This window comes from Arenimonas sp. (assembly GCF_035312645.1).
GTDB lineage: Bacteria > Pseudomonadota > Gammaproteobacteria > Xanthomonadales > Xanthomonadaceae > Arenimonas.
The window spans coordinates 1-21413 of record NZ_DATGBO010000007.1 but is presented as its reverse complement, the minus strand read 5'-3'; the positions used below and the strand labels follow the sequence as shown (position 1 = coordinate 21413).

The 21413-nt window shown below is 63.6% G+C and carries 20 protein-coding genes, 1 tRNA gene and 1 pseudogene; 16 read left to right on the top strand and 6 right to left on the bottom strand.

From position 1 onward, the window contains the following. A partial coding sequence (locus VKM35_RS00630) for an efflux RND transporter permease subunit (RefSeq protein WP_324317279.1) occupies nt 1-1697 on the top strand: 1697 nt, incomplete at its 5' end. A 20-nt stretch (nt 1698-1717) separates the two neighbouring features. Here VKM35_RS00630 and queD read toward each other — a convergent pair. Then, the gene (gene queD / locus VKM35_RS00625) at nt 1718-2074 is read right to left on the bottom strand and encodes a 6-carboxytetrahydropterin synthase QueD (RefSeq protein ID WP_324317278.1); all 357 of its coding nucleotides are present in this window, start codon (nt 2072-2074) and stop codon (nt 1718-1720) included. 404 nt (nt 2075-2478) lie between these two features. Between queD and VKM35_RS00620 the strand changes: the two genes are divergently transcribed. The 6 genes from VKM35_RS00620 (at nt 2479) to VKM35_RS00595 (ending at nt 9014) form a co-directional block, all read left to right on the top strand. Continuing rightward, nucleotides 2479-2865: a BON domain-containing protein gene (locus VKM35_RS00620; protein ID WP_324317276.1), complete on the top strand. Its 387-nt coding sequence runs from the start codon at nt 2479-2481 to the stop codon at nt 2863-2865. Nucleotides 2866-3220: 355 nt separating this feature from the next. Continuing rightward, entirely contained in the window at nt 3221-3757 is a 537-nt protein-coding gene (dps, locus tag VKM35_RS00615) for a DNA starvation/stationary phase protection protein Dps (protein WP_324317274.1), read from the top strand. Nucleotides 3758-3833: 76 nt separating this feature from the next. Beyond that, nucleotides 3834-5186 (top strand): sigma-54 dependent transcriptional regulator, encoded by a 1353-nt coding sequence (locus tag VKM35_RS00610; RefSeq protein WP_324317272.1) that lies wholly within the window; start codon nt 3834-3836, stop codon nt 5184-5186. Between the two features lie 18 nt (nt 5187-5204). Continuing rightward, the gene (locus VKM35_RS00605; protein WP_324317270.1) at nt 5205-5726 is read left to right on the top strand and encodes a TspO/MBR family protein; all 522 of its coding nucleotides are present in this window, start codon (nt 5205-5207) and stop codon (nt 5724-5726) included. 32 nt (nt 5727-5758) lie between these two features. Then, the gene (locus VKM35_RS00600) at nt 5759-7927 is read left to right on the top strand and encodes an ATP-binding protein (RefSeq protein ID WP_324317268.1); all 2169 of its coding nucleotides are present in this window, start codon (nt 5759-5761) and stop codon (nt 7925-7927) included. Then, nucleotides 7917-9014, top strand: a complete 1098-nt coding sequence (locus VKM35_RS00595) for a hybrid sensor histidine kinase/response regulator (RefSeq protein ID WP_324317266.1) — start codon at nt 7917-7919, stop codon at nt 9012-9014. Before VKM35_RS00600 ends, VKM35_RS00595 begins: the two co-directional genes overlap by 11 nt. A gap of 75 nt (nt 9015-9089) precedes the next feature. Here VKM35_RS00595 and VKM35_RS00590 read toward each other — a convergent pair whose 3' ends face one another. Next, nucleotides 9090-9251, bottom strand: a complete 162-nt coding sequence (locus tag VKM35_RS00590) for a DUF1328 domain-containing protein (protein WP_324317281.1) — start codon at nt 9249-9251, stop codon at nt 9090-9092. Between the two features lie 417 nt (nt 9252-9668). Between VKM35_RS00590 and VKM35_RS00585 the strand changes: the two genes are divergently transcribed. Further along, a complete protein-coding gene (locus tag VKM35_RS00585; RefSeq protein WP_324317264.1) occupies nt 9669-10118 on the top strand; it encodes a hypothetical protein in 450 nt (149 codons plus the stop codon). A 233-nt stretch (nt 10119-10351) separates the two neighbouring features. Here VKM35_RS00585 and VKM35_RS00580 read toward each other — a convergent pair. Further along, nucleotides 10352-10428 (bottom strand) — tRNA-Met (locus VKM35_RS00580). A 196-nt stretch (nt 10429-10624) separates the two neighbouring features. On the opposite strand from VKM35_RS00580, the gene VKM35_RS00575 reads away from it, so the two are divergent. From VKM35_RS00575 to bfr, 3 genes are all read left to right on the top strand, one after another. Beyond that, nucleotides 10625-11191, top strand: a complete 567-nt coding sequence (locus VKM35_RS00575) for an RNA pyrophosphohydrolase (protein WP_324317262.1) — start codon at nt 10625-10627, stop codon at nt 11189-11191. A gap of 83 nt (nt 11192-11274) precedes the next feature. Beyond that, nucleotides 11275-11469, top strand: a complete 195-nt coding sequence (locus tag VKM35_RS00570; protein ID WP_324317260.1) for a (2Fe-2S)-binding protein — start codon at nt 11275-11277, stop codon at nt 11467-11469. A 96-nt stretch (nt 11470-11565) separates the two neighbouring features. Continuing rightward, nucleotides 11566-12036 carry a bacterioferritin gene (gene bfr / locus VKM35_RS00565; RefSeq protein WP_324317258.1) on the top strand — a complete coding sequence of 157 codons (471 nt, stop codon included), beginning with the start codon at nt 11566-11568 and terminating at the stop codon, nt 12034-12036. A gap of 68 nt (nt 12037-12104) precedes the next feature. Here bfr and VKM35_RS00560 read toward each other — a convergent pair whose 3' ends face one another. The 3 genes from VKM35_RS00560 to VKM35_RS00550 all read right to left on the bottom strand — a co-directional run bounded on the left by VKM35_RS00560 (nt 12105) and on the right by VKM35_RS00550 (nt 18286). After that, entirely contained in the window at nt 12105-14795 is a 2691-nt protein-coding gene (locus tag VKM35_RS00560) for a hybrid sensor histidine kinase/response regulator (RefSeq protein WP_324317256.1), read from the bottom strand. After that, complete coding sequence (locus VKM35_RS00555; RefSeq protein WP_324317254.1) at nt 14796-17585, bottom strand: EAL domain-containing protein; 2790 nt, start codon at nt 17583-17585, stop codon at nt 14796-14798. It abuts the gene before it with no gap. A gap of 116 nt (nt 17586-17701) precedes the next feature. Then, complete coding sequence (locus VKM35_RS00550; protein WP_324317252.1) at nt 17702-18286, bottom strand: DUF4126 domain-containing protein; 585 nt, start codon at nt 18284-18286, stop codon at nt 17702-17704. Between the two features lie 150 nt (nt 18287-18436). Between VKM35_RS00550 and VKM35_RS00545 the strand changes: the two genes are divergently transcribed. The 5 genes and pseudogenes from VKM35_RS00545 to VKM35_RS00525 all read left to right on the top strand — a co-directional run. Next, complete coding sequence (locus VKM35_RS00545; protein ID WP_324317250.1) at nt 18437-19165, top strand: DUF6776 family protein; 729 nt, start codon at nt 18437-18439, stop codon at nt 19163-19165. A 1-nt stretch (nt 19166) separates the two neighbouring features. Next, on the top strand, nt 19167-19580 hold the full coding sequence (locus VKM35_RS00540) for a bactofilin family protein (RefSeq protein ID WP_414636520.1): 414 nt from the start codon (nt 19167-19169) through the stop codon (nt 19578-19580). Between the two features lie 48 nt (nt 19581-19628). Next, nucleotides 19629-19988 carry an iron-sulfur cluster insertion protein ErpA gene (gene erpA / locus VKM35_RS00535; RefSeq protein ID WP_324317248.1) on the top strand — a complete coding sequence of 120 codons (360 nt, stop codon included), beginning with the start codon at nt 19629-19631 and terminating at the stop codon, nt 19986-19988. Then, nucleotides 19985-20869 carry an NAD(+) diphosphatase gene (nudC, locus tag VKM35_RS00530; RefSeq protein ID WP_324317246.1) on the top strand — a complete coding sequence of 295 codons (885 nt, stop codon included), beginning with the start codon at nt 19985-19987 and terminating at the stop codon, nt 20867-20869. Before erpA ends, nudC begins: the two co-directional genes overlap by 4 nt. A gap of 79 nt (nt 20870-20948) precedes the next feature. After that, nucleotides 20949-21413 (top strand): annotated as a pseudogene (locus tag VKM35_RS00525) (hypothetical protein); the annotation flags it as partial.

Here is a 21413-nt window from a genome sequence, read left to right as displayed (position 1 = left end):
TGCTGGTGTCGGGCTTCACCGCGCTGACGCTGTCGCCGATGATGGGCTCCAAACTGCTGCGCCATGAGACGCAGCATGGAAAGTTCTTCGAGTTCGGCGAGCGCGTGCTGCGCAGTCTCGACAGTGGCTACAAGCGCGCGTTGAAGGTCGCGCTCGGCCTGCGTTTTGCCATAGTGGTCGTGGCGGCGGTGCTGTTCGCTGGCATCTTCGGTCTGAAGATGCTGCTCAAGCCGGAGCTCGCGCCGCAGGAAGACCAGGGCCTGGTGATCGGTTTCGCGACGGCGCCGGAAGGCTCGACGATCGATTACACCGACAAGTACGGCAAGCAGATGGAATCGATCCTGATGGGCGTTCCGGAAAAGGATCGCGTATTCGAGATCGTCGGCTTCAACGGCGTCACTTCAGCGCTGGGCTTCGTCGGCCTCAAGGACTGGTCGCAGCGTGATCGCAGTGCCCAGGATGTCGCCGGCAGCCTGTTCCCGCAGTTCATGGGCATCACTGGTTTGACGGCTTTCCCGGTGACGCCGCCGGCCTTGGGCCAAGGCGGTTTCGGACAGCCGGTGAGTTTCGTCGTGCAGACCTCCGGCACCTGGGAAGATCTCGACGGCGTGGTCAAGAAACTGCTGGCCAAGATGGCCGAGAATCCGAAACTGACCAATCCCGACTCCGATCTCAAGCTCGACAAGCCGCAGCTGCGCGTTGACGTCAATCGCGACAAGATCGCCGCGATCGGCAGCAGCGTGACCACGGTCGGACGCACGTTGGAGACCATGCTGGGTGGACGCAATGTCACCCGCTTCAAGCGCGGTACCGAGCAATACGACGTGATCGTGCAGGTCGCCGATGACGCCCGGCGTACGCCGCAGAGCCTGGGCAACATGTTCGTGCGCGCCGGCGATGGTTCGATGGTGCAGATCGACAATCTCGCCACCGTGACCGAAACCGTCGCGGCCAAGGAACTCAACCACTTCAACAAACTGCGCGCCGCTACCATCAGTGCCGGCCTCACGCCGGATTATTCGCAGGGTCAGGCGTTGGCGTGGATGCAGAAAGCGTTGCAGGAAGTCGCGCCGAGCACGCAGTACGACCTCGGCGGGCAGTCGCGCGAGTTCCGCGCATCCTCCAGCGACTTCACGGTGATGCTGGTGCTCGCGCTGATCTTTATCTACCTGGTGCTGTCGGCGCAGTTCGAGAGCTTCATCGATCCGGTGGTGATCCTGATCTCGGTGCCGCTGGCGGTGTTCGGTGCGTTCAGCTGTTTGGTGCTGCTCAATCTCGGTGCCGGGTTGCATCCGTTCGGACACAGCCTGTGGCACATCACCGGCTCATGGAACATCTACACGCAGATCGGCGTGGTCACGCTGGTTGGCTTGATTTCCAAGCACGGCATCCTGATCGTGGAGTTCTCCAATCAGTTGCAGGAGCAGGGCCGCAGCAAGTTCGATGCGGTGGTGGAGGCGGCGACGCTGCGCCTGCGTCCGATCCTGATGACCACGGGCGCGATGGTGCTGGGCTCGATTCCGCTGGCGATCGCTTCCGGCGCGGGCGCGGAAGCGCGGCATCAGATCGGCTGGGTGATCGTCGGCGGCATGAGTTTCGGCACGCTGATGACCTTGTTCGTGGTGCCGGTGGTGTACCTGATGATCGCCCGCAACCACAGCGGCGATGCCGAGCGGCACGCGCTCACCGCGCATTGAAATCCGGGCGCCGAGTTACATCAGGCGCCGCGGTAACGACAGCCCGAGGTGCAGGTTTCGTGCACCACCACTTCGCTCAAGGCCGGCAGCAGCGGCTTGAGCTGATCCCAGATCCAGATCGACAGCATTTCACTGGTGGGGTTTTCCAGGCCGGGGATGTCGTTGAGATAGTGATGATCGAGGCGGTCGTAGATCGGCTGGAAGATTTTTTTCACGTCGCCGAAATCCATGATCCAACCGGTATGCGCATCCGGCGTACCGCCGACGTGCAGCTCCACCGCGAACGAATGCCCATGCAGGCGCGCGCATTTGTGTCCGGGCGGCACGTTCGGCAGGCGATGCGCCGCTTCGATGCGGAAGACCTTGAAGATATCCATGCCGACGACCCGCCTGAAATGAGGGCGATAGGTTAGCACCAAGGCTAACGCGGCCGCGATTCCGTGCTCATGGACGTGATGTGCGTGGAGAGCAAACGCGGCTGCGAATCCATGCACAGTCGGAGCCGTGTGCGGAGCGCACGCTACGGCAGATGACGTGCGCAGCGTGCGCTCCACGCACGACAGCATCTGCCTTCGATGCGCGTTAAGAAAACATTCGCTCCGGCAACGTTCGCCGATCACGGTCGTGCAGGCCGCAATGCGCCTGCGGGCGGAATGCAGGAATGCACCGCGCGCAGGCTTCGTAAATGCTTGATTGCTGGTGATCCGAGCGTTGGCACGCATCGTGTAGATGCCTCCTGGGGCTCCCGCGATTGGAGCCCTCCCCCAAAAAGGAGATCACCATGCGCAATATCAACACCAGCAATCATGTCCGCGTCAGCCATGCCGCATTGTTGTCGATCGCGTTGAGCATCGTCGGCATGCCGATGATGGCGATGGCCCAGGATGTCACTGCTGCCGCGGCTGTCGACAACAAGACCACGGCTTATGAAGAGTCGGCGACGCCGGTGACCGATACCTGGATCACCACCAAGGTCAAGGCCGAGCTGCTCGCGAACGAAACCGTGAAAGGCCTCGACATCAATGTCAGTACCGTGAACGGTGTCGTCACCTTGGCGGGCGTACTCGATTCGAAGGCCCAGGTCGAGACGGCGATTTCCGTGACCAAGGGCATCAAGGGCGTGACGCGCGTCGACACCAAGGCGCTCAAGATCAAGCCGGCGAAGTAAGTAGCGGCTTTCCGAGCCCCTTCCCTTGGGAAGACCCAGGAGCGTTATGGCATTGCCAGAATTACGGCCGAGCCCTTGGTCAGCGAGTTCGAAAATTCGTTGAAGTAGTCATTTTCCAATCGGCGTAATTCCGAGCCGGGCCATGCTTGCATGGCCCGGTTTTTTTCTACGTCAACGAGGCAGAGCGCGCGCAGCCGTCATGCAAATGGCCCGGGCGTCGTGTCAGATCCGGCATATTGCCCGCCCGAGAATAACGACAGGCCCGATCCAGCGCACTCTTCATGCTGGCATGGGCATTGCAATCTACTTGGAAGCCCCTGCCTGCGCAGGCATTCCGATCCACAAAGGAGATGTCATGACCGTTTCCCTCGCCGACACGAAAACCGTGGCAAAGAAACTTCCGTTCGCGACGCGCAACGACATGAGCGAAGCGACGCGCAAGGAAGTCACCGCGGAATTGAACCAGACGCTGGCCGAATTGTTCGACCTGCAAAGCCAGGTCAAGCAGGCGCACTGGAATGTGAAAGGTCCGAACTTTTTCGGTCTGCACAAACTGTTCGACGAAATCGCCGGCACGCTCACCGGGCCGGTCGATACCGTTGCCGAACGTATCCTCACGCTTGGCGGCTTTGCCCGCGGCACCGTGCGCATGGCGGCGGCGGCGAGCTCGCTGAAAGATCTGCCCGGCGAATTCCGCGCCGAGGATATCGTCGGCGATATCGCCGATCGCGTCGCGCAGTGCGCCAAGCTGGTGCGCGTACGTATCAACAACACCGATGCTGCTGGCGACAAGGTCACCGCCGACGTGCTGACCGGGATTACCGCCACCCTCGACAAGGGTCTGTATTTCCTGGAGGCCTATCAGTTTCGCGGCCCGGCCAACCCGGTATGAGGGCCGAAGCTCATCGGGTCATGACATGCGGCCGGCTATAGTGGGCGCCAAGCTTGATGGCTCGGAGTCCATTTCTATGGTGAACCCGCAGGCAGTGCCGACCGGCCGCATTCTCGCCATCGATGACGACCGGGCGCTGCTGGAAAATTTCTCCGCCTGCCTGAGCAAGGAAGGCTATCGCGTAACGACCGCCGAGACCTTGCAGGAAGGTTTACGACTGGCGTCGTCACTGCCTTTCCACGCCTGTCTGCTCGATCGCAACATCGGTCAGGATTCCGGTCTCGAGGCGTTGCCGCGGCTGCGCGAACTGGCGCCGCTGATGCGCGTGATCGTGGTCACTGCGCATTCCGGCGTCAGCGATGCCGTTGCCGCGATCGCGCAGGGCGCCAGCGATTACCTGGTCAAGCCCTGTTCGCCCGAGCAGTTGAAGATCGCGGTGGCGCGTCAGGTCGATACCCGGCGCATGCTCGATCGCATCGATGCGCTGGAGCGCGATTCCGGCGGCGCGCGACCGCAGCTCAGCAGCAAGAATGCCGGGATGCAGGCGGCGATCGCGCTGGCGCTGCAGGTGGCGCGCACCGATGCCAACGTATTGCTGCTCGGCGACAGCGGCACCGGCAAGGGCATGCTGGCGCGTGCGATTCACGACGCCAGTCCGCGCGCCGAGGGTGCGCTGGTAACGGTGAATTGTCCTTCGCTGTCGAGCGAGTTGCTGGAAAGCGAAATGTTCGGTCACGTCAAAGGCTCGTTCACCGGCGCCAGCCAGAACACCGTCGGCCGGGTGAGCCATGCTGACGGCGGCACGATCTTTCTCGACGAGGTCGGCGATTTTCCCTTGCCGCTGCAGCCAAAGTTGCTGCGCTTCATCCAGGACAAGGAATACGAACGCGTCGGCGATCCGGTCACGCGCAAGGCCGATGCCCGCATCATCGCCGCGACCAATCACGATCTCGATGCGATGGTGAAGGAGGGGCGCTTCCGTCTGGACCTGCTGTATCGCCTCAATGTCATCAGCATCATGTTGCCGCCCTTGCGCGAGCGTCTGGAAGATATCGAAGATCTCGCGAATGCTTTCATCGGACGTTTCGCCGGTAACTACGGCCTGCCCGCGCGGCGACTTTCTTCGGCGGCGCTGGCGCGCATGCAGGTTTACGACTGGCCGGGCAACGTCCGCGAGTTGCAGAACATGATGGAGCGTGCGGTGATCCTGTGCCGGGAAGAGCAGATCGGCGTCGAGTTGTTGAGCTTTGGACGCAGCGACGCCGGCAAGGCCGAGGTCGTTGCGGGCACGCCGATGTCGCTGGACGCGCTCGAACGCCTGCATATCGAACGCGTGCTCGCCGGCAGCGAAAGTCTGGAGGCGGCAGCGCGCACGCTGGGCATCGATTCGTCCACGCTCTATCGCAAGCGCAAGGCCTACAACCTGTGATTGGCCATCGTCATCGCCATGAAAACTGACTCGCGTCCGTTGCTTGTGCACGGCAGTGCCTTTGCCGGGCCGGGCGCGTTGCTGAGCATGACGGCATGGATTATCGGCATCGTCGCGACGGCAGCAGGCATGGTCTGGCTGGCCGGCCCGGATCCGTGGCTCGCGGCCTTGCTCAAGCCGACCTGGATGCCGCCGGCCTGGCTGTTCGCGCCGGCGTGGACCGCGCAATACGTGCTGATGGTGATCGGTCTGTGGCTGGTGCACACGCAGCACGATGCCGACGTTGCCGCGCGGCACGGTGCGACGCGATTGTTTTTGCTGCAGCTGGCGTTGAATCTCGCTTGGGCGCCGTTGTTCTTCGGACTGCACCTGCCGTTGCTCGCGTTTTTCGACATCTTCTTGTTGTGGAGCGTGATCCTGTGGACGGCATTGGCGTTCGGCAAGATTCGCGCGCTGGCCGGATACCTGCTATTGCCTTGCCTGTTGCTGGTCTCGTTCGCGCTGATCCTCAACGGCACCATTTGGTTGATGAATACCTGATCGAGCAGGGCCGCGGGGCGGCGGCACGATCAATGACAGGGGCAGGCAGTTCGATGATGGGCAATCGCAGTTCGCAATTCCGGCGCCGCATCAACAATGGCTTGTTGGCGTTGGCCGTGGTGCTGATTCTGGCGACGTCCGCCGTTTCGGTGTGGTCGACCAATGCCCTGAGCAATTCCATCGATCTGGTCAACCACACCTATCAAGTCAAGGAGGCGATCAGCGAAGTGCGTCTGGTTTCTGCCGATTCTGAAACCTATGGCCTGCGTTACCTGGCCAGCAGCCGCTCGGACTACCTGCAGTTGTACCAGCAGCGCCTGCAACAGACCGATGATCTGCTGCTGCAGCTCAACGCCATGACCCATGACAATCCGGTAGAACAGGCGAGCGTCACCCGCCTGATCCTGTTGCAGGACCAGCGGCGGGCAAGGACGAAGACGATGCTGGCATTGAAACTCGATGCGCTGCGCTCGGGATCCAATCGCGAGATAGAGGAAAAGATCCGCGAAGGCAAGGGCGCGGAAGTCGCCGATGGCATCCGCTCGGTGCTGGCGCAGATGACCGCGGAAGAAGAGCGGCTGTTCAAGTTGCGCGCCGAGCAGCGCGACGTGCTGGTCAAGCAGACCAATGCCACCATGCTGATCGCCAATAGTCTGGCGCTGGTGGCCGGCGTGCTTGGCTTCATGGCGATCCGTCGCGCCCAGATCGATTCCGAGAACGCCTTGAGAAACGAGTTGCAGGCCGCGCAGGCGCGGCGCGCGAGCGAGGAAAAAAGCGCCTTCCTGGCGAATATGAGCCACGAGATCCGCACGCCAATGAATGCCATCTTCGGCTTCACGCAATTGCTGTCGGAATCGGTGACCGCGCCGCTGGAGCGCGACTGGGTACAGGCGATCAAGAAGAGTGGACAGCTGCTGCTGAGCCTGATCAACGACGTGCTCGACTTGTCGAAGATCGAGGCGGGTAAGTTGCAGCTCAGTCAGCAGCCCACGGATTTGCCGCAACTCGTCGACGAGACCATCGAGCTGTTTTCGACCCAGGCCGCAGGCAAGGGCATCCAGCTCGATACGCAAATCGACAAGGACTCTCTCGTCACCGTGGTCGTGGATGCGCAGCGTCTGCGCCAGGTGCTGATGAATCTGGTCAGCAATGCGGTGAAATACACCGAGAGCGGCAGAGTGACGGTGCACCTGACGATGTCGCCATCGCTGGACCAGCGCTTCCGCGATCTCCGCCTCACCGTCGTCGATAGCGGCGTCGGTATCGCCGAGGACGAATTGAACCGGATCTTCGAGCCTTTTCATCAGGCAGATAGTCCCGATGGCAAAATCCGCCAAGGTACTGGTCTCGGATTGAGCATCACGCGCCGGCTGGTCGATCTGATGAATGGCTGCATCACCGTCGACAGCCGTCTCGGAAAAGGCACGACGGTGGTCATTGATGTCCCGCATCTTTCGATCTCCGACGTGCCCGTGGCTTCGCCGGCAGGCGGCGATGAAATGGTCGACTTCAATCGCCTGCAGCCGCTGAAGATCCTGGTGGTGGACGACATGATCTGGAACGCGGAAGTGGCGCGGGGCTATCTGCGCAAAAGCCATCACACGGTTTCCGTCGCCAGCGACGGTATCGAAGGTGTGGCGACGACGCGGGCCGGCCGGCCCGATGTCGTGCTGATGGATCTGCGCATGCCGCGCATGAACGGCTTCGAGGCGCGCGATGCGATCCGCGCCGATCCGGAGTTGCAGAAAATCGCGATCGTCGCCGTCACCGCCTCCAGCCTGGGCGACGAAGAGCAGACACTGCGCGCGAGTTTCGATGGCTACATCCGCAAGCCGTATACGCCGATCGATCTGTTCGCGACGCTGGAGGCGATCTTCGGTGCAACACCGCTCGCTGATCCCACGGAAGTCGCGCACGTGGATCTGACGGCGGCGCCGGGCAATGCCAACCCGGCGCTGCAGGCGCGCTGGCGGCATCTGCAGGGTGAGGCGCTGGTCGATCTGCGGCGCTCAATGCGCATGCGCGAGATCGCAGCATTCGCGATGGAGTTGCGCGTGCTTGGTTCGGAACTGGCTTGGCCGCGGCTGGTGGAACATGCCGGCGTGCTGGCAGCTGCCGTGCAGCGCTTCGATGTGGCCGCGGTGAAAGATCTTCTCGGCGAATTGGCCGGATGGCCGGAGGAATTGTTCGATGGCCGATGATCGCAGCAACAAGCCGCGCCCGACGCCGGTGATCCTGGTGGTCGATGACCAGGCCGCGAACGTCCGCGTGGTCGGGCAACTGCTCGCGCAGGCGGGATTTGAAGTGGTGCCGGCGATGAGTGGCCAGGAAGGGCTGGATCTCGCCCGCGCCGATCCGCCCGACCTGGTGCTGCTCGACATGCGCATGCCCGGCATGACCGGGTTCCAGGTATTGCAGGCTCTGCAGGACCCGCCGACGACGCAGGATATTCCGGTGATTTTCCTGACCGCTGATATCGAACGCGACAGCCTGACGCGCGCATTCGGCGCCGGTGCGGTCGACTACATCACCAAACCTTTCGTCGCCGAAGAGTTGCTGGTCCGGGTGCGCACGCATATCGAACTCAAGCAATCGCGTGATGCGCTGCGGCGCATTGCCGCGGAAAAGCAGCAGGTGGCGGAAACCGTCGCCCATGACCTGCGCAATTATTTCGCCAATATCCTGTTCGCCGCCGACATGCTGCGCGACACCGATTTGCCGGTGGCATCGCGGCTGCGCCTGATCGAGTCCATCCGCAGCTCCGGCGATTCCGGTGTGTTGTTCCTGCAGGCGTTTCTCGACCAGCAAAGCGAGCAGGCGCACGGCACCTCGGTGGAGCCGCTGCCGGCGATCCTGCTGCTGCGCGAAACCTTCGATCTGCTCGAACGCCAGGCGCATGCGAAGAACATCGCCGTGCGCATTGACGTCGCCGAGGCGGTGATACTGCTTGGCCATCGCGCTGGCGCGACCCATGTACTGCAGAACCTGTTATCGAACGCGCTGAAGTATTCGCCGATCGGCAGCGAGGTCGTGTTGACGGCGTCGCGCACGGGCAAGCGCGGCCGATTGCTGGTTCTCGATCGCGGCCCCGGCATCTGCAAGGGCGATCAGCCGCGGCTGTTCCAGCGCTACGTCACCTTGTCGGCGCAACCGACCCAGGGCGAGTCGTCCACCGGATTGGGTCTGGCGCTGGCCAAGCAGCGGGCGCGCACCATGGGCGGCGATCTTTGGTATGACGATCGCGAAGGCGGCGGCTCCATTTTTACCTTCGAATTGCCGCTGGCCTGATCGGCATTCCGAAGGCAGAAAAAAAGCGCCGAATTCGGCGCTTTCTTTTTCCTGGCGATGGCCCTGTCGGCAGCGTCAGATCTTTTTGCGGCCGAACAGCAGCGAGGCGATGGCGAGAATCACGAAGACAATGAACAGGATTTTCGCGATGCCGGTGGCGGCGCCAGCGATGCCGCCGAAGCCCAGCACGGCGGCGATGATCGCGATCACGAAAAAGACAACGGCGTAATGCAGCATGGTGTGCTCCTGAAGTGATGACGGCGGGCCAAGGCATTCGGCCCTGGATAGTCGTCTACAAGGAACGTGCCAGAGGTGGGATAACCCGGAAACGGCGCCCGCACTCGTTGTCCGGTACGCGATGCGTGTTCGCTTGCCTGCAGACTGCACGACAGGATGGCGCGCTCGTGCAGATTGCGGCGATGCGCGGAAGCAACGCGCAATCGCCGATCTTCCAGCGATCGCCGCGCGTGTTTTTGCAATGCTGCAATTTGCCCGTTGCGCCGCCGCAGTCGGGCGATTTGCCACAAAACGTCCCGGGCTTTTCGCGAAATCGCTTGCTGCTCCGGTCATGCTGCTCATGGCATGGATCTTGATGCGTTCTTGCTGAGCGTCGTACTCATCGACGTCTTCATCCTTGTCCACCACGGAGTTGCCATGAAGAATTTCACTACTGCAATGCTCGCCCTGTCCTGTGCCTTGGCGCTTTCCGCCTGCAAGCACCAGGAAAACGCCGAAGAGACTCAGAAGGACGTCGCCGAGGCCAGTGCCGATGCCAATGCCGATGTCGCCGATGCTTCGCGCGATGCCGCCAACACGGCCGCCGACGCCGACAAGAAAGTTGCCGATGCGGCCAACGCCGGCGCCGACAAGGTCGCCGATGCCCAGGCTGGCGCGATGGACGCCAACGCCGACGCGAGTTACGACCTGGCCGTCGCCAAGGCCGATGGTGCGCTGAAAGTGGCGAAGGAATTGTGCGATGGCCTGCCAGTCACGCAGCAGGATGTCTGCAATACCAATGCTCACGCCGATCATGATGCGGCGATCGCGAATGCCAAGGCAGCCAAGGATTCCGCCGAGCACAGCGCGGAGGCAATGAAGAAATAGCGGCGAAACAACAAGTGTTGGCCGCGGCCCGATTGTCGGGGTCGCGGCCTTGACGGTTTGCGATCGAATACTCTCGTCGCGCATTTGGACTTTGCAGTTGCGCGTGCAACGCCGAAGCCGCGTCGACAGATCGACGAGGCGACGGCAACTCCCGTGCGCAGCAGAGACGAAAAAGCCTGCGGAAAATTGCGCGCAGGCTTTGGATATTCAATGTGTTTTTCTGGGAAGCAAGTTGGTGGCTATAGGTGGACTCGAACCACCGACCTCGGCATTATGAGTGCCACGCTCTAACCGGCTGAGCTACATAGCCACTGCTGGATTTCCCTCGTGGCAGCGTCAGCGCCGTGTACAAACCGGCGGAATTCCTTGCCACGCGCACCCGCGATGACTTGACGGGGGCGCGAATTTTCCCTTTACGGGCAGATCCTGTCAATGAAAATCGCCGCGCTTGTCCGCGCTGGCGCCTGTGTGGCAGGCTTGACCACAGTGAATTTGGAGTCCGTTTCGTGATCGATCCGGACGGTTATCGCCCCAATGTGGGCATCGTGCTCATGCGCACGGATGGTCGACTGTTCTGGGCCCGTCGGGTCAATCGGGACGGTTGGCAATTTCCGCAAGGCGGCATGAATACCGATGAGACCCCGCTGGAGGCCATGTACCGAGAGTTGCGGGAAGAAACCGGTCTGTTGCCCGAGCATGTGGAAGTGCTGGGAGCGACACCTGGCTGGCTGCGTTATCGCCTGCCGCGTCGCTGCGTGCGGCGTGGCAGTCGGCCGACCTGCATCGGCCAGAAGCAGGTCTGGTTCCTGCTCAAAATGACCTGCGCCGAATCCGATCTGCGCCTGGACCTGACCGACAAGCCGGAATTCGATGCCTGGCGTTGGGTCGATTTCTGGTATCCGGTCGAAAACGTGGTGCAGTTCAAGCGCGAGGTCTATATACGGGCGCTGCATCACTTGTCGTCTTTTGCGCGCATGATCGCCGGAGAAGAGGCTGTTCCGAACCAGAAGCTGCATATCGGGCCGGATTCTGGCGAGGCCGCGCGGTCCCGGCCGGTACGCTCGATCGGCTGATCCCCAGCGCGACAGAGCACCTGCTGGTTGACAGTCATTCTCATTTGCGGTGGAATGCGAACCGTTCTCATCCGAGTCCGGCCATGTACGTCTGCATTTGCCACGCTGTCACCGATCGCGAAATCCGCCGAGCTGCGGACGAGGGTTGCCGTGATCTGCACGAGCTGACCATGCGCACCGGTTGCGGCGCGAGCTGCGGCTCCTGTCGCGAGCAGGCCACGGAAATTCTTGCCGAAACCAAGCCGCTCGATCTGCCGGTCTTTTCCGTCGCCGCCTGAGCGCAGTCGGCGCGTCTCGAAATACAAGCGATTGTCGTTTCGCCTGCCCGCAACGGGCTGCGCTAGAGTGCAGCCCGGTTCCACCGGAGCACGAAAATGAAAGGCGACGCCAAGGTCATCGAACATCTCAACAAGTGCCTGTACAACGAGTTGATCGCGATCAACCAGTATTTCCTGCATGCCAAGATGTACAAGAACTGGGGCCTGAAGGAACTCGCCGAGCACGAGTGGAAGGAATCGATCGATGAGATGAAGCATGCCGATCGCCTGATCGAACGCATCCTCTTCCTCGACGGCCTGCCGAATCTGCAGAACCTCGGCAAATTGTTCATCGGCGAATCGCCGAAAGAAGCATTGGACTGCGACCTCAAGCTGGAATATCTGGCGGTGCCGGATCTCAAGGCAGCAATCGCCTACAGCGAACAAGTTGGCGATTACGTGTCACGCGATTTGTTTGCGGCGATCCTGGAATCGGAAGAAGAGCACATCGATTGGCTGGAAACGCAGTTGGGCCTGATTGCCCGCCTTGGTGAGCCGGCCTATCTGCAAACCAAGATCAGCTCCTGATACGAGCGAGCAATCGCGCAGAAAAAACCCGGCCTCGCGCCGGGTTTTTTTCGTCCGCATGTCCGCGATCAGGCGCTGGACGCGAGCAGATTTTGCAACGCGGTCTGCGCTTTGCGGAACTCGTTTTCCAGCATCAGCACCGCGACCGTAGGCCGCGGCAACGTACCGCCGCGCGCGCCGAGTTCGATCCGTTTGGCGACCGCCGACAACGCCAGCGCGCCGAGATTGGCGCTGGATGATTTCAGCGTGTGCGCAGGTGCGACGAGGCCGGCAAGATCGTTCGAAGCGGCGGCGGCTTCCAGCTTCTGGATATGGTTGGGCGCGTCTTCGAGGAAAAGTTTGACCAGGCTCAGATACTCCTCGCCCATGATCAGTTTCAATTCCTCGAGCACATCGAGCGCGAGTACGGGCGGCGGTGGCGTCGGCGGCGCCGCGGGCGCGGACGGCGAAGTTGGCGGCGGTATCGAAGACGCCTGCGGACCGGCGTTGCCCGATGGCGCCGGTCGCGGCGGCATGATCGGTGTTGGTGCGCTGGTCGGGCTGCGGGAAGCTTCGCTCGGTACTGGCGATATCGGCATCGGTCGCGCTATCGGTGCCGGCATCGGTGCGGCTGGACGAACAGGTGTTGCCGGTGCGGGCATCGGCGTCGGCATGCGAACGGGCGCTGGCGCGGCAAGCGGAGTCGACATCGGGATCGCTGTCGGCGTTGCGCGCGGTGGTGCGGCGGTCGGTGATGGCGTCGGCAACTCACGCGGCACAGCTGCTGGCGACGCGACCACCGCTGCCAGCGCGGACGAATCCGCTGCCGCCACTTTCGCGGCCGAGGCCACCGCCGCCGGCGAACGCTGCAACCAGCGCCCCAGTGAACTCTCCAACAGGCGGCGATCGACCGGCTTGGACAGGTAGTCGTCCATGCCCGCATCGAGGCATTTCTGGCGATCGCCGGCCATCGCGTTCGCGGTCATGGCGATGATCGGCAAGCGCGGCATGTTTTGCGCCGCTTCGTGCTGACGCCATTCGCGTGCGGCGCTGTAACCGTCCTTGACCGGCATCTGGCAGTCCATCAAGACCAGGTCGAGGCCGCCCATGACCATGCGTTCCAGCGCTTTCTCGCCATTGTCGGCGGTCTCGCAGGTCAGGCCGAGCATGCCGATCAGGCGTTGCGCAACCATCTGGTTGACCGGATTGTCCTCGACCAGAAGCACGCGGCCGCGCAATTTCGGTGCCGGTGTCGCGGCGGAGCCATCGGCGCCTTTGTCGTTGGCATCGACAGCTTGCGGCGCGGGCGCGGGGGCCGGTTCCGGGGCCGCATGCGCCGCCGATGGCAGCGCGAGGAAATTTCCGATCGCCGAGCGCAGTTCGGTATTGCCGATGCTGCGCGAAAGCATCAATGCCGGCACGCCCGCACTCAGCTCCGGCACCGCTGGTTCGCTGCCCTGCAGATAGACCACGCGCAGGTCTTCGAGGTCGGGCGTGCGGCGCAGATTGCGGTGCAGCGCGATCGCGGTGGCGCGCACGCTGCTGAGGTCGACGATCAGCAGATCGAAACTCCAGCTCGCGCCGCGGCTGACCGCGGTGCGCAGGCGCGTGAGTGCGTCCTGCGTGGTTTCGGCTTCGGTCAGCTGCGTGCCCCAGTCCGGTGTGGCCTGCTGGATTCGCTGACGCAGATTGCCGTCGGTGCTGAGCAGCATCACGCGCGCGCCGTTGAGGTCGATGCGCTGGTTCTGGATATCGCCCATCGCCTTGAGCAGGGGAATCTCGAACCAGAAGATCGAACCGCGGCCGGGTTCGGAATCCACGCCCATCTGGCCGCCCATCAGGTCGACGATGCGTTTGCAGATCACCAGGCCAAGGCCGGTGCCGCCATACAGCCGCGTGGTCGAAGCATCGGCCTGGCTGAAGGCGCGGAAGAGATTGTGCGAATTCTGCTTGGTGATGCCGATGCCGGTGTCGCGCACTTCGAAACGCAACTCGTGCTGCGTGCGCGTCTCGCCCTTGCGACTGACATGCAGCGCAACCGAGCCGCGCTCGGTGAACTTGATCGCATTGCTCACCAGGTTGGTGAGGATCTGGCGCAGGCGGGTCGGGTCGCCGCGCACCGGCAGGCGCACCGCGGCATCGAGCTGCAGGTTCAGGCGCAGGCCTTTGCCTTCCGCGGGTTTTTCCATCAGGTGGATCACCGAATCGATCAGTTCCCGCAGGTTGAAGCTGGTCGATTCGAGCTGCAGTTTGTTCGCTTCGAGCTTGGAGTAGTCGAGGATGTCGTCGACGATGCGCAGCATCTGCCGCGCCGAGGCATAGGCGGTGTGCAGAATGTCGTGCTGGTCGGGCGGCAGGCGCGAGCTCATCAGCAGATCGAGCATCGGGATGATGCCGTTGAGCGGTGTGCGGATCTCGTGGCTCATCGTCGCGAGGAATTCGCCCTTGGCCATCATCGCGGCCTCGGCCGCTTGTTTGGCGTCGGTGAGTTCGTGTTCCAGCTGGCGATGGATTTCCAGCTCCTGCTGCAACGCGCTCACTTCACGTTGTTGGTCGACGGTTTCCTGCGCGGCATGGCCGAGCGCGCGATTGCGCAGATGGAAAGCGCGCCAGAGCCCGGCGATGCCGGCTACGGCGAGCAGGGCCATGATCAGCGCGATGGTCGCCCAGACCGGATCGGATTTGAAATGCGCGAAAGCCGCTGCACCTGCCGCACCTGCTGCGCCGGCAATCGCCAGCCAGCGAACCAGCAGCGCGTCGTTGGGCTTGAACGTGTGCATTCAGAGCACCGCCTGGTTGAAGTCGAAATCCAGGTCGTTGTTCGCCTGCTGGACGAGATTGCCCTGGATGAAATCGATGCCGCTCATCCATAGCGTCGCTGCCGACTGCGCGTCTTCGACGCCATGGCCGATCACTTCCAGCCCGCGCCGGTGCGCACGGTCGATCAGGGTCTTGAGTTCGTCGCGCAACGACGAGGTCAGCGTGCCGGACGTGTATTTGCGCGCGAGCTTGACGAAGCCCAGCGGCAATTGCTCCAGCAATGCTTCGGCATCGGGGCCGGCCTCGAACTGGCTCAGGCAGAACTGCACGCCGTCCGAGACCATTTCATCGCAGAACTGGCGCACCGTCGCGGCATGCACGGCGGCATCTTCCAGGCGCAACTCGATCACCAGCGACGTGCCCGGGACATCGTGCGCGGCGAGTTCGGTTTTCAACCATGCCGCTTGGCCACCATCAGCCAGCGTCAGCGGAGACTGTGTGACGAACAGGCGCAGCGAACGACCCTCGGCACGACGGTCGCGGATCAGCGCGAGCGCCTGCATGGTGACCCAGCGATCGATCTCGACGATGAAGTCGGCGCGCTCGGCCATCGGGATGATTTCCGCCGCCGACAACAACCGGCCTTGGTTGTCGCGCATGCGCAGCAACACCTGGTATTGCGAATCGTCGCTGCCGGCGACTGCGACGACGGGTTGGTAAAGCAGTTCGAGATGATGGTGGGCGATGGCCTCGCCGATCTGCGCCAGCAACGCGGCTTCGCGCGCGGCTTCGGAAGACTTCGGCGGTTCGTAGCGACGGATGCCGCGCTCGTGCGTGCGCGCTTCGCGCGCGACTTTTTCCACCGCGTTGAGCAGTGGACCGGTTTCGCTGAAACCGTGGCGCAGCGCGCAAATGCCGACCGAAACCCGCAGGCGCAGCGGGTGCCCCTGCGCCTGGAACGGATGCTGGGCGAGCGCGCTGCGGATCTGTCCGGCAAGGGTGTCGAGCCCGGCATCATCGCGCGCGGCATCGTAGACAAGAAAGCTGCCGTCGCCGACGCGCGCAACCTGGCTGTCGCCAGCGGTAGTGGCGACTAGGCGGCTGGCATCGGCCAGCAGTTGCTCCAGCGCGGTCAGGCCCATGCGCTCGCGCAGCAGGCTCAGGCTTTCGATTTCCAGGAACAACACGCCGCCGGCGCTTTTGGCTTCCGTGCTGCCGAGGCGGGCGCGAACCTGCTCGAGCAGGTCGGCGCGATCGATCAGACCGGTCGTGACATCCTTGCCGCCGGTTTCGCGACGGCCGCGGCGCGTCTCCAGCGCGCGATGCCGACGCACGCGATTTTGCACGGCGGAAATCAGATGTCGCGGACGGATGGGTTTGGCGAGGAAATCATCGCCGCCGGCATCGATCGCATCGAACTGCCGGTCTTCGTCGCTTTCGCCGGACAGGAACACGATCGGCGTGTGCATGAAGGCTTCCTGCTCGCGGATCAGCGCGGTCAGCTCGATGCCGTTGGCCTCGGGCATGTTCAGATCCATCAGCACGAGATCGGGCTGGAACTGCTCGAGCGCCGGCATCACGCCGAAAGCCTCAAGCACGACCAGCGTGGACATGCCGGCGTTGCGCAGGATGCCTTCGGCAAACAAGGCCTGGCCGCGGTCGTCCTCGACGATCATCACGCGGAACGGATCCTCGCTACCGGGCTCAACCAACGTCTGCAGGCGCCGGATCACGTCATTGGCCGAGGCGGGATCAACGATCAGCGTGTCGACACCGGCGCGACGGGCCGAGAGACGTATGCCGATATCGTCGGCCTCGGCGATCGCTGCCAACAGCAGGCGTTTCGGACTGCGCAATCGCGCCTGGCGGATGGTTTCGCCGATGTTTTCGAGTTGCGCGCCGAAGCTCGCATCGACCAGCACCAGATCCGCGGGCAGGGCGCCGAGGAGTTCGGTGAGTTCGTCGGTGTCTTCGAGCAATTCGATTTCGACGCGCTGGCTTTCCAGGCGCTGGTCGAGTTCCAGCGACAGCGGGCCGTGGCTGGTGAGGTGATAGATGCGCAGACCGGCAGCCAGTACCGCCGGCGTGTTGTCGACCACGGGCGCAGGTGCCGGTATCGGTGCCCGGGCCGGAGTTGGCACAGGTGCAGGCGTAAACGCCGGCGTGACCACCAGCGCTGCAGGCGCGGTGATTTCGCCGGGGAGATGGCCATGGATCGGTGGCGGCGCGGCGTGGATCGGGCCATCGCCGAACACTTCTTCCTCGCTGTATTCGAATTCGTCGATGACCGGCTTCAGCGTCGGCGCGAAGGATTGCCGCGTCGGTGCGGATGCCGGAGCGGCCGCGCGCAATGCCTGCGCTTCGGCTTCGGTGATTGCTGGCGGGGCATCGCTGTCCCAGCGTCGCCACCAAGTCAGCGGCGGCGATTCGGCACGATCGGAATTACCCAGTTGTCGTGGCGCGGTGTCGCGTACCGGTTCGGGCGCGCGCGGCACGATCGCGACGAGGCCGTCGACGAGGTTCCACATGCGCTCGCCGGCGGTCGGGTCCGGCAGCGCTTGGCCCGCGAGGGCTTCATCAAGCAGGTCGGCGAGGGTGCTGAGGCTTTCGCCGGCTTCGGCAAAACCGTGGCGGCTGCTGGCGACGCCGAGGCGGCGGGCGTCGGCATGGATCAGGGCGAGACCGTTGATATCCCAGCCCGATTGCAGGAAGCGTTGCAGCCGGCGTCCTATCACTTCCACGCGTCGCGGAAGATGACGCTGGAAAGCGAGTCGCAGTTCGGCGAGTTGAGACTCGTCGTCAAGATTCATCGCTTAGCCCCCTGATGGCCAAGGATTATGCCCCCTGCCGGAACCTGCTGTCAGGGTGCCATCCGTACCGGTGATCCACGGCTTCAACGTGCCCGCTACAGAGTCGGGGACAGGCCTCAACGCGTACCGACCAGCGCACCGATGCCACGCACCAGCTTGCGTGCGAGCCAAAACACCACGACCGATATCGACACCACCACGCCCAGAAACAGACTCAACGCCAGCCACGGATGGGCGAATACGAGGCTCAGGCTGCCCAGCGTGGCGGCATCCTCGGTTAGCGAAGCGGTCCAGTTGCTGACTGGCTCTGGCGAGGCGTTGATCAGCGCGCGCGTGCCGGTTTTCAGGCCGTGGGTAAGCAGCGCGGCGCCGGCGCCAGCGGCGAGCGCACCGGCGCTCAGGTGGCCATCGGGTGATAGCGTGGCGGCAGCGAGAAAGGCGCCGACGGGAATCCGCAGCACGGTCTGCAGCAGATCCCAGCCGGAATCGACGCCGGGAATCTTGTCGAAAGCGAATTCGATGACGGTCAGCGCGCCGGCGGTGCCCAGCACCCAGGGCGAGCTGGTCACCTGCAGGGCTGCCGGCAATTCCACCCAGCCCAGCAAACCGGCGATGCCGATGCCAAAGACGGTGAGGTAGGCGCGCACGCCGGACAGCGCGGCCAGGGCGATGCCCAGAGCGAACAGGTGGGCTTCGGTCATGACGGCGGGCTCCCGGGCGCCTGGATGGCGGGTCTGTGGGAAATATAGCCCCGTTTTGTCTGCACTCAAGCTGAGCCGGAGCGCCGTTTCCAGCCGCCGTCCGGCGGGGTTTTCTTTATTGCCGGCCCCCCGCCCGGTATCCTGCCCGCCATGAGCTCCCCCGGCCCAGATCCGCACCGCTTCGTCATCGTTCCGCATCGTCCCTACCAGCGCGGCTGGTGGGTGCTGATCGCGGTGCTGTGGCCGCTGACTGTGGCCGCCGCCTGGTATCTCGCATCACATTCGGCCGCGCCCTCGCTGGCCGCGGCGCGCAGCCAGCTCAGTGCCAACAGCGATCGCCTCGACAGCGAGCAGGCCGCCGTCAAGGACCTGCGCCAGCAAGTGGCGACGCTGCGCCGCTCCGATCAGATCAGCCGCAATGCCAATGTCGAGCTGCAATCGAACCTGTCCGAGCGCGAGGAAGAAGTTTCCGGCCTGCGCGCCGACGTTGATTTCTACGAGCGCCTAGTCGGCTCGACCGGCCAGCGCCATGGCCTCAATGCCCACGAGGCGGTGTTTTCGCCCGAAGCCGGCGGCACCTGGCATTACACCGTCACCCTGACCCAGAACATCAATCGTGGCGCGATCACCAAGGGCCAGATGCAGCTCGCGGTCGAGGGTGTGCGCGGTGGCAAGATGACCTCGGTCAAATGGGCCGATCTGTTGCAGAAGCCCGGCGCCCCCGGCCAGGCTTTTTCATTCCGTTATTTCCAGCAGCTCGAAGGCAGCGTGATCCTGCCTCCGGGATTTACCCCCCAACGCGTCCGCGTGCTGCTCAACGCCGACGGCAACAACGTGGACCAGCCGTTTGCCTGGTCCGCCAAGAAGACAGGAGAGTGAGATGTTCGGTGGCAAGGAAAAAGGTTCGCGCAATGGCACCAATACCGTGGAAACGCTGATCGGCCCGCGGGTCGTGATCCGCGGCGACATCATCTTCTCCGGCGGCCTGTACGTCGAAGGCCGCATCATCGGCAAGGTCTTTGCCGAAGACGGCGCCGCTGCGGTGTTGACCGTGGCTGCGCAGGGCGTGATCGAAGGCGAAGTGCGCACGCCGATCGCGGTGATCGCCGGCCAGCTCAACGGCGAAGTGCACGCGTCCGAGCGCATCGAACTGGCCGCCAATGCCCGCGTCAACGGCAACATCCACTACAAGGTGGTGGAAATGGCTGCCGGCGCGATGATCACCGGTCGTCTGATCCATGCCGAAGCGCAGGGGCTGCATATCGCCGACAAGGCCGAGCCCGAGGCGGCGTAAGCCGTCTCCGCGCTTGAATAGTTAGCGCAACGGGCCCATCTGGAAATCATGGAAAACCTGCCGACCTACCAGACGCTGGACGCACCGCTCGATTTCACTGCGGCGGCGGCGGCCAAGGTATCCGCGCTGATCGCCGAGGAAGGCAATCCGGCGCTCAAGCTGCGCGTCTACATCAGTGGCGGCGGTTGTTCGGGCTTCCAATACGGTTTCGAGTTCGACGAGCAGCAGTCCGAGGACGACCTCGCCCTGCAACGCGACGGCGTCACCCTACTCGTCGACCCGCTCAGCCTGCAATACCTGATGGGCGCGGCGGTGGATTACCGCGAAAGCCTACAAGGCGCGCAATTCGTGATCCGCAACCCGAACGCGAAATCCACCTGCGGTTGCGGTAGCAGCTTCTCGGTGTGACGCCGGCCGAGCGCCAATACGCGTTCCAGCACGCCGGCCTGGACCGCGCCGAACATCTGCGCGAGGACGCCGCTGCCCTCGATGGACTCTGGCCGACCGCCACGCTGCTGATCCTCGACGACGACGGCAACGCCTATTTCGCCGGCAGCGAAGACGCACCGGAATTCCTGGCTGGCGCAGCGACATTTTCGCAGCGTCCCGATGCCGCGAGTTTTCTCGGGCTCGATGACGCCGGCGACGCCTGGTTCGTCGTGCCGACGCAAAACGTGCGCGAATTGCCCGCGCAAAAACTCGACCTGCGCAATGCCGGCGTGCGCTGGCAGGCACTGCCTGCGGCGGCGTTCGCGCAGGCCCGCGCCCTGGTGCACTGGCAGCAGCGCAGCCGTTTCTGCGGTGCCTGCGGTGGTGCGTTGATGCTCGAACGCGCTGGCTTCTGCGCGCGTTGCGATGGCTGCGGCCTGGAACATTACCCGCGCACCGATCCGGCGATCATCGTTGCGGTCAGCGATGGCGAGCGCCTGCTGCTCGGTCGCCAGGCGAGCTGGCCGGAGAAGCGCTGGTCGGTGCTGGCGGGGTTTCTCGAGCCGGGCGAATCGCTGGAGCAAACCGTGGTGCGCGAAGTGATGGAAGAAGCCGGTGTGCGTGTGCACGCCTGTGAATACGTCGCTTCGCAGCCGTGGCCGTTTCCGGCGGCGCTGATGCTGGGTTTTCGCGCGCAGGCGCTGCCGCAGCCGGCGCAGGCCGGTGCCGAACTCGAGCAGGCGCGCTGGTTCAGCGCCGCCGAGTTGCGTGCCGAAGTCGCCGCGCACGAGGTATTGCTGTCGCCACGCCTGTCGATCTCGCGCTTCCTGATCGACGACTGGTTGGCGCGGCATTCCTGAGCCTCGCCGCGGCCGGCGATGAACGTCGGGCGATGATCTACAATCCCCGCAACCGCCTCGGAATGCCGCCGTCCCGCCCATGGCCCTGACCCTGATCGCCGTCGTGCTTGCATTGCTCCTCGGGCATATCGCGCCCGGGTTGATTGCATTGCGCCACTACGGCTGGTTCATCGCCTGGCTGCAGTGGCTCGGACGCCTGCTCAACGGTCAGAGCGTCTGGCAGGGCCGCTTCGGCTTGTGGATTGGTGTCGGTGTGCCGGTCGTGCTGATCGGCGTCGGGCAATGGCTGCTTGGCGATCTGTTCTACGGGCTGCCGACGTTCGCGCTTGCCCTGCTCGCGCTGCTCTACACCTGGGGCCCACGCGATCTCGATCTCGATGTCGACGCGGTGATCGAGGCTGGCGATCCGGAAGCGCGACGCGTCGCTGCGACCGCGCTGTTTCCCGAAGGCGGCGAGCCGGTGATCGAAGGCCCAGCCCTGGTCGAAGCCGTGTTCCGCTGCGCGCTCTGGCGCTGGTTCGGCGTGCTGTTCTGGTTTCTGTTG

Excerpts from the sequence above, each read along its gene's own strand:
- VKM35_RS00620 (WP_324317276.1), top strand. The coding sequence starts at position 2,479 with ATGCGCAATATCAACACCAGCAATCATGTCCGCGTCAGCCATGCCGCA.
- bfr (WP_324317258.1), top strand. The coding sequence starts at position 11,566 with ATGAAAGGCGACGCCAAGGTCATCGAACATCTCAACAAGTGCCTGTAC.
- VKM35_RS00545 (WP_324317250.1), top strand. The coding sequence starts at position 18,437 with ATGAGCTCCCCCGGCCCAGATCCGCACCGCTTCGTCATCGTTCCGCAT.
- VKM35_RS00555 (WP_324317254.1), bottom strand. The coding sequence starts at position 17,585 with ATGAATCTTGACGACGAGTCTCAACTCGCCGAACTGCGACTCGCTTTC.
- VKM35_RS00595 (WP_324317266.1), top strand. The coding sequence starts at position 7,917 with ATGGCCGATGATCGCAGCAACAAGCCGCGCCCGACGCCGGTGATCCTG.
- VKM35_RS00550 (WP_324317252.1), bottom strand. The coding sequence starts at position 18,286 with ATGACCGAAGCCCACCTGTTCGCTCTGGGCATCGCCCTGGCCGCGCTG.
- VKM35_RS00570 (WP_324317260.1), top strand. The coding sequence starts at position 11,275 with ATGTACGTCTGCATTTGCCACGCTGTCACCGATCGCGAAATCCGCCGA.
- VKM35_RS00610 (WP_324317272.1), top strand. The coding sequence starts at position 3,834 with ATGGTGAACCCGCAGGCAGTGCCGACCGGCCGCATTCTCGCCATCGAT.
- dps (WP_324317274.1), top strand. The coding sequence starts at position 3,221 with ATGACCGTTTCCCTCGCCGACACGAAAACCGTGGCAAAGAAACTTCCG.
- VKM35_RS00540 (WP_414636520.1), top strand. The coding sequence starts at position 19,167 with ATGTTCGGTGGCAAGGAAAAAGGTTCGCGCAATGGCACCAATACCGTG.
- VKM35_RS00605 (WP_324317270.1), top strand. The coding sequence starts at position 5,205 with ATGAAAACTGACTCGCGTCCGTTGCTTGTGCACGGCAGTGCCTTTGCC.
- VKM35_RS00590 (WP_324317281.1), bottom strand. The coding sequence starts at position 9,251 with ATGCTGCATTACGCCGTTGTCTTTTTCGTGATCGCGATCATCGCCGCC.
- VKM35_RS00560 (WP_324317256.1), bottom strand. The coding sequence starts at position 14,795 with ATGCACACGTTCAAGCCCAACGACGCGCTGCTGGTTCGCTGGCTGGCG.
- erpA (WP_324317248.1), top strand. The coding sequence starts at position 19,629 with ATGGAAAACCTGCCGACCTACCAGACGCTGGACGCACCGCTCGATTTC.
- VKM35_RS00600 (WP_324317268.1), top strand. The coding sequence starts at position 5,759 with ATGACAGGGGCAGGCAGTTCGATGATGGGCAATCGCAGTTCGCAATTC.
- queD (WP_324317278.1), bottom strand. The coding sequence starts at position 2,074 with ATGGATATCTTCAAGGTCTTCCGCATCGAAGCGGCGCATCGCCTGCCG.
- VKM35_RS00585 (WP_324317264.1), top strand. The coding sequence starts at position 9,669 with ATGAAGAATTTCACTACTGCAATGCTCGCCCTGTCCTGTGCCTTGGCG.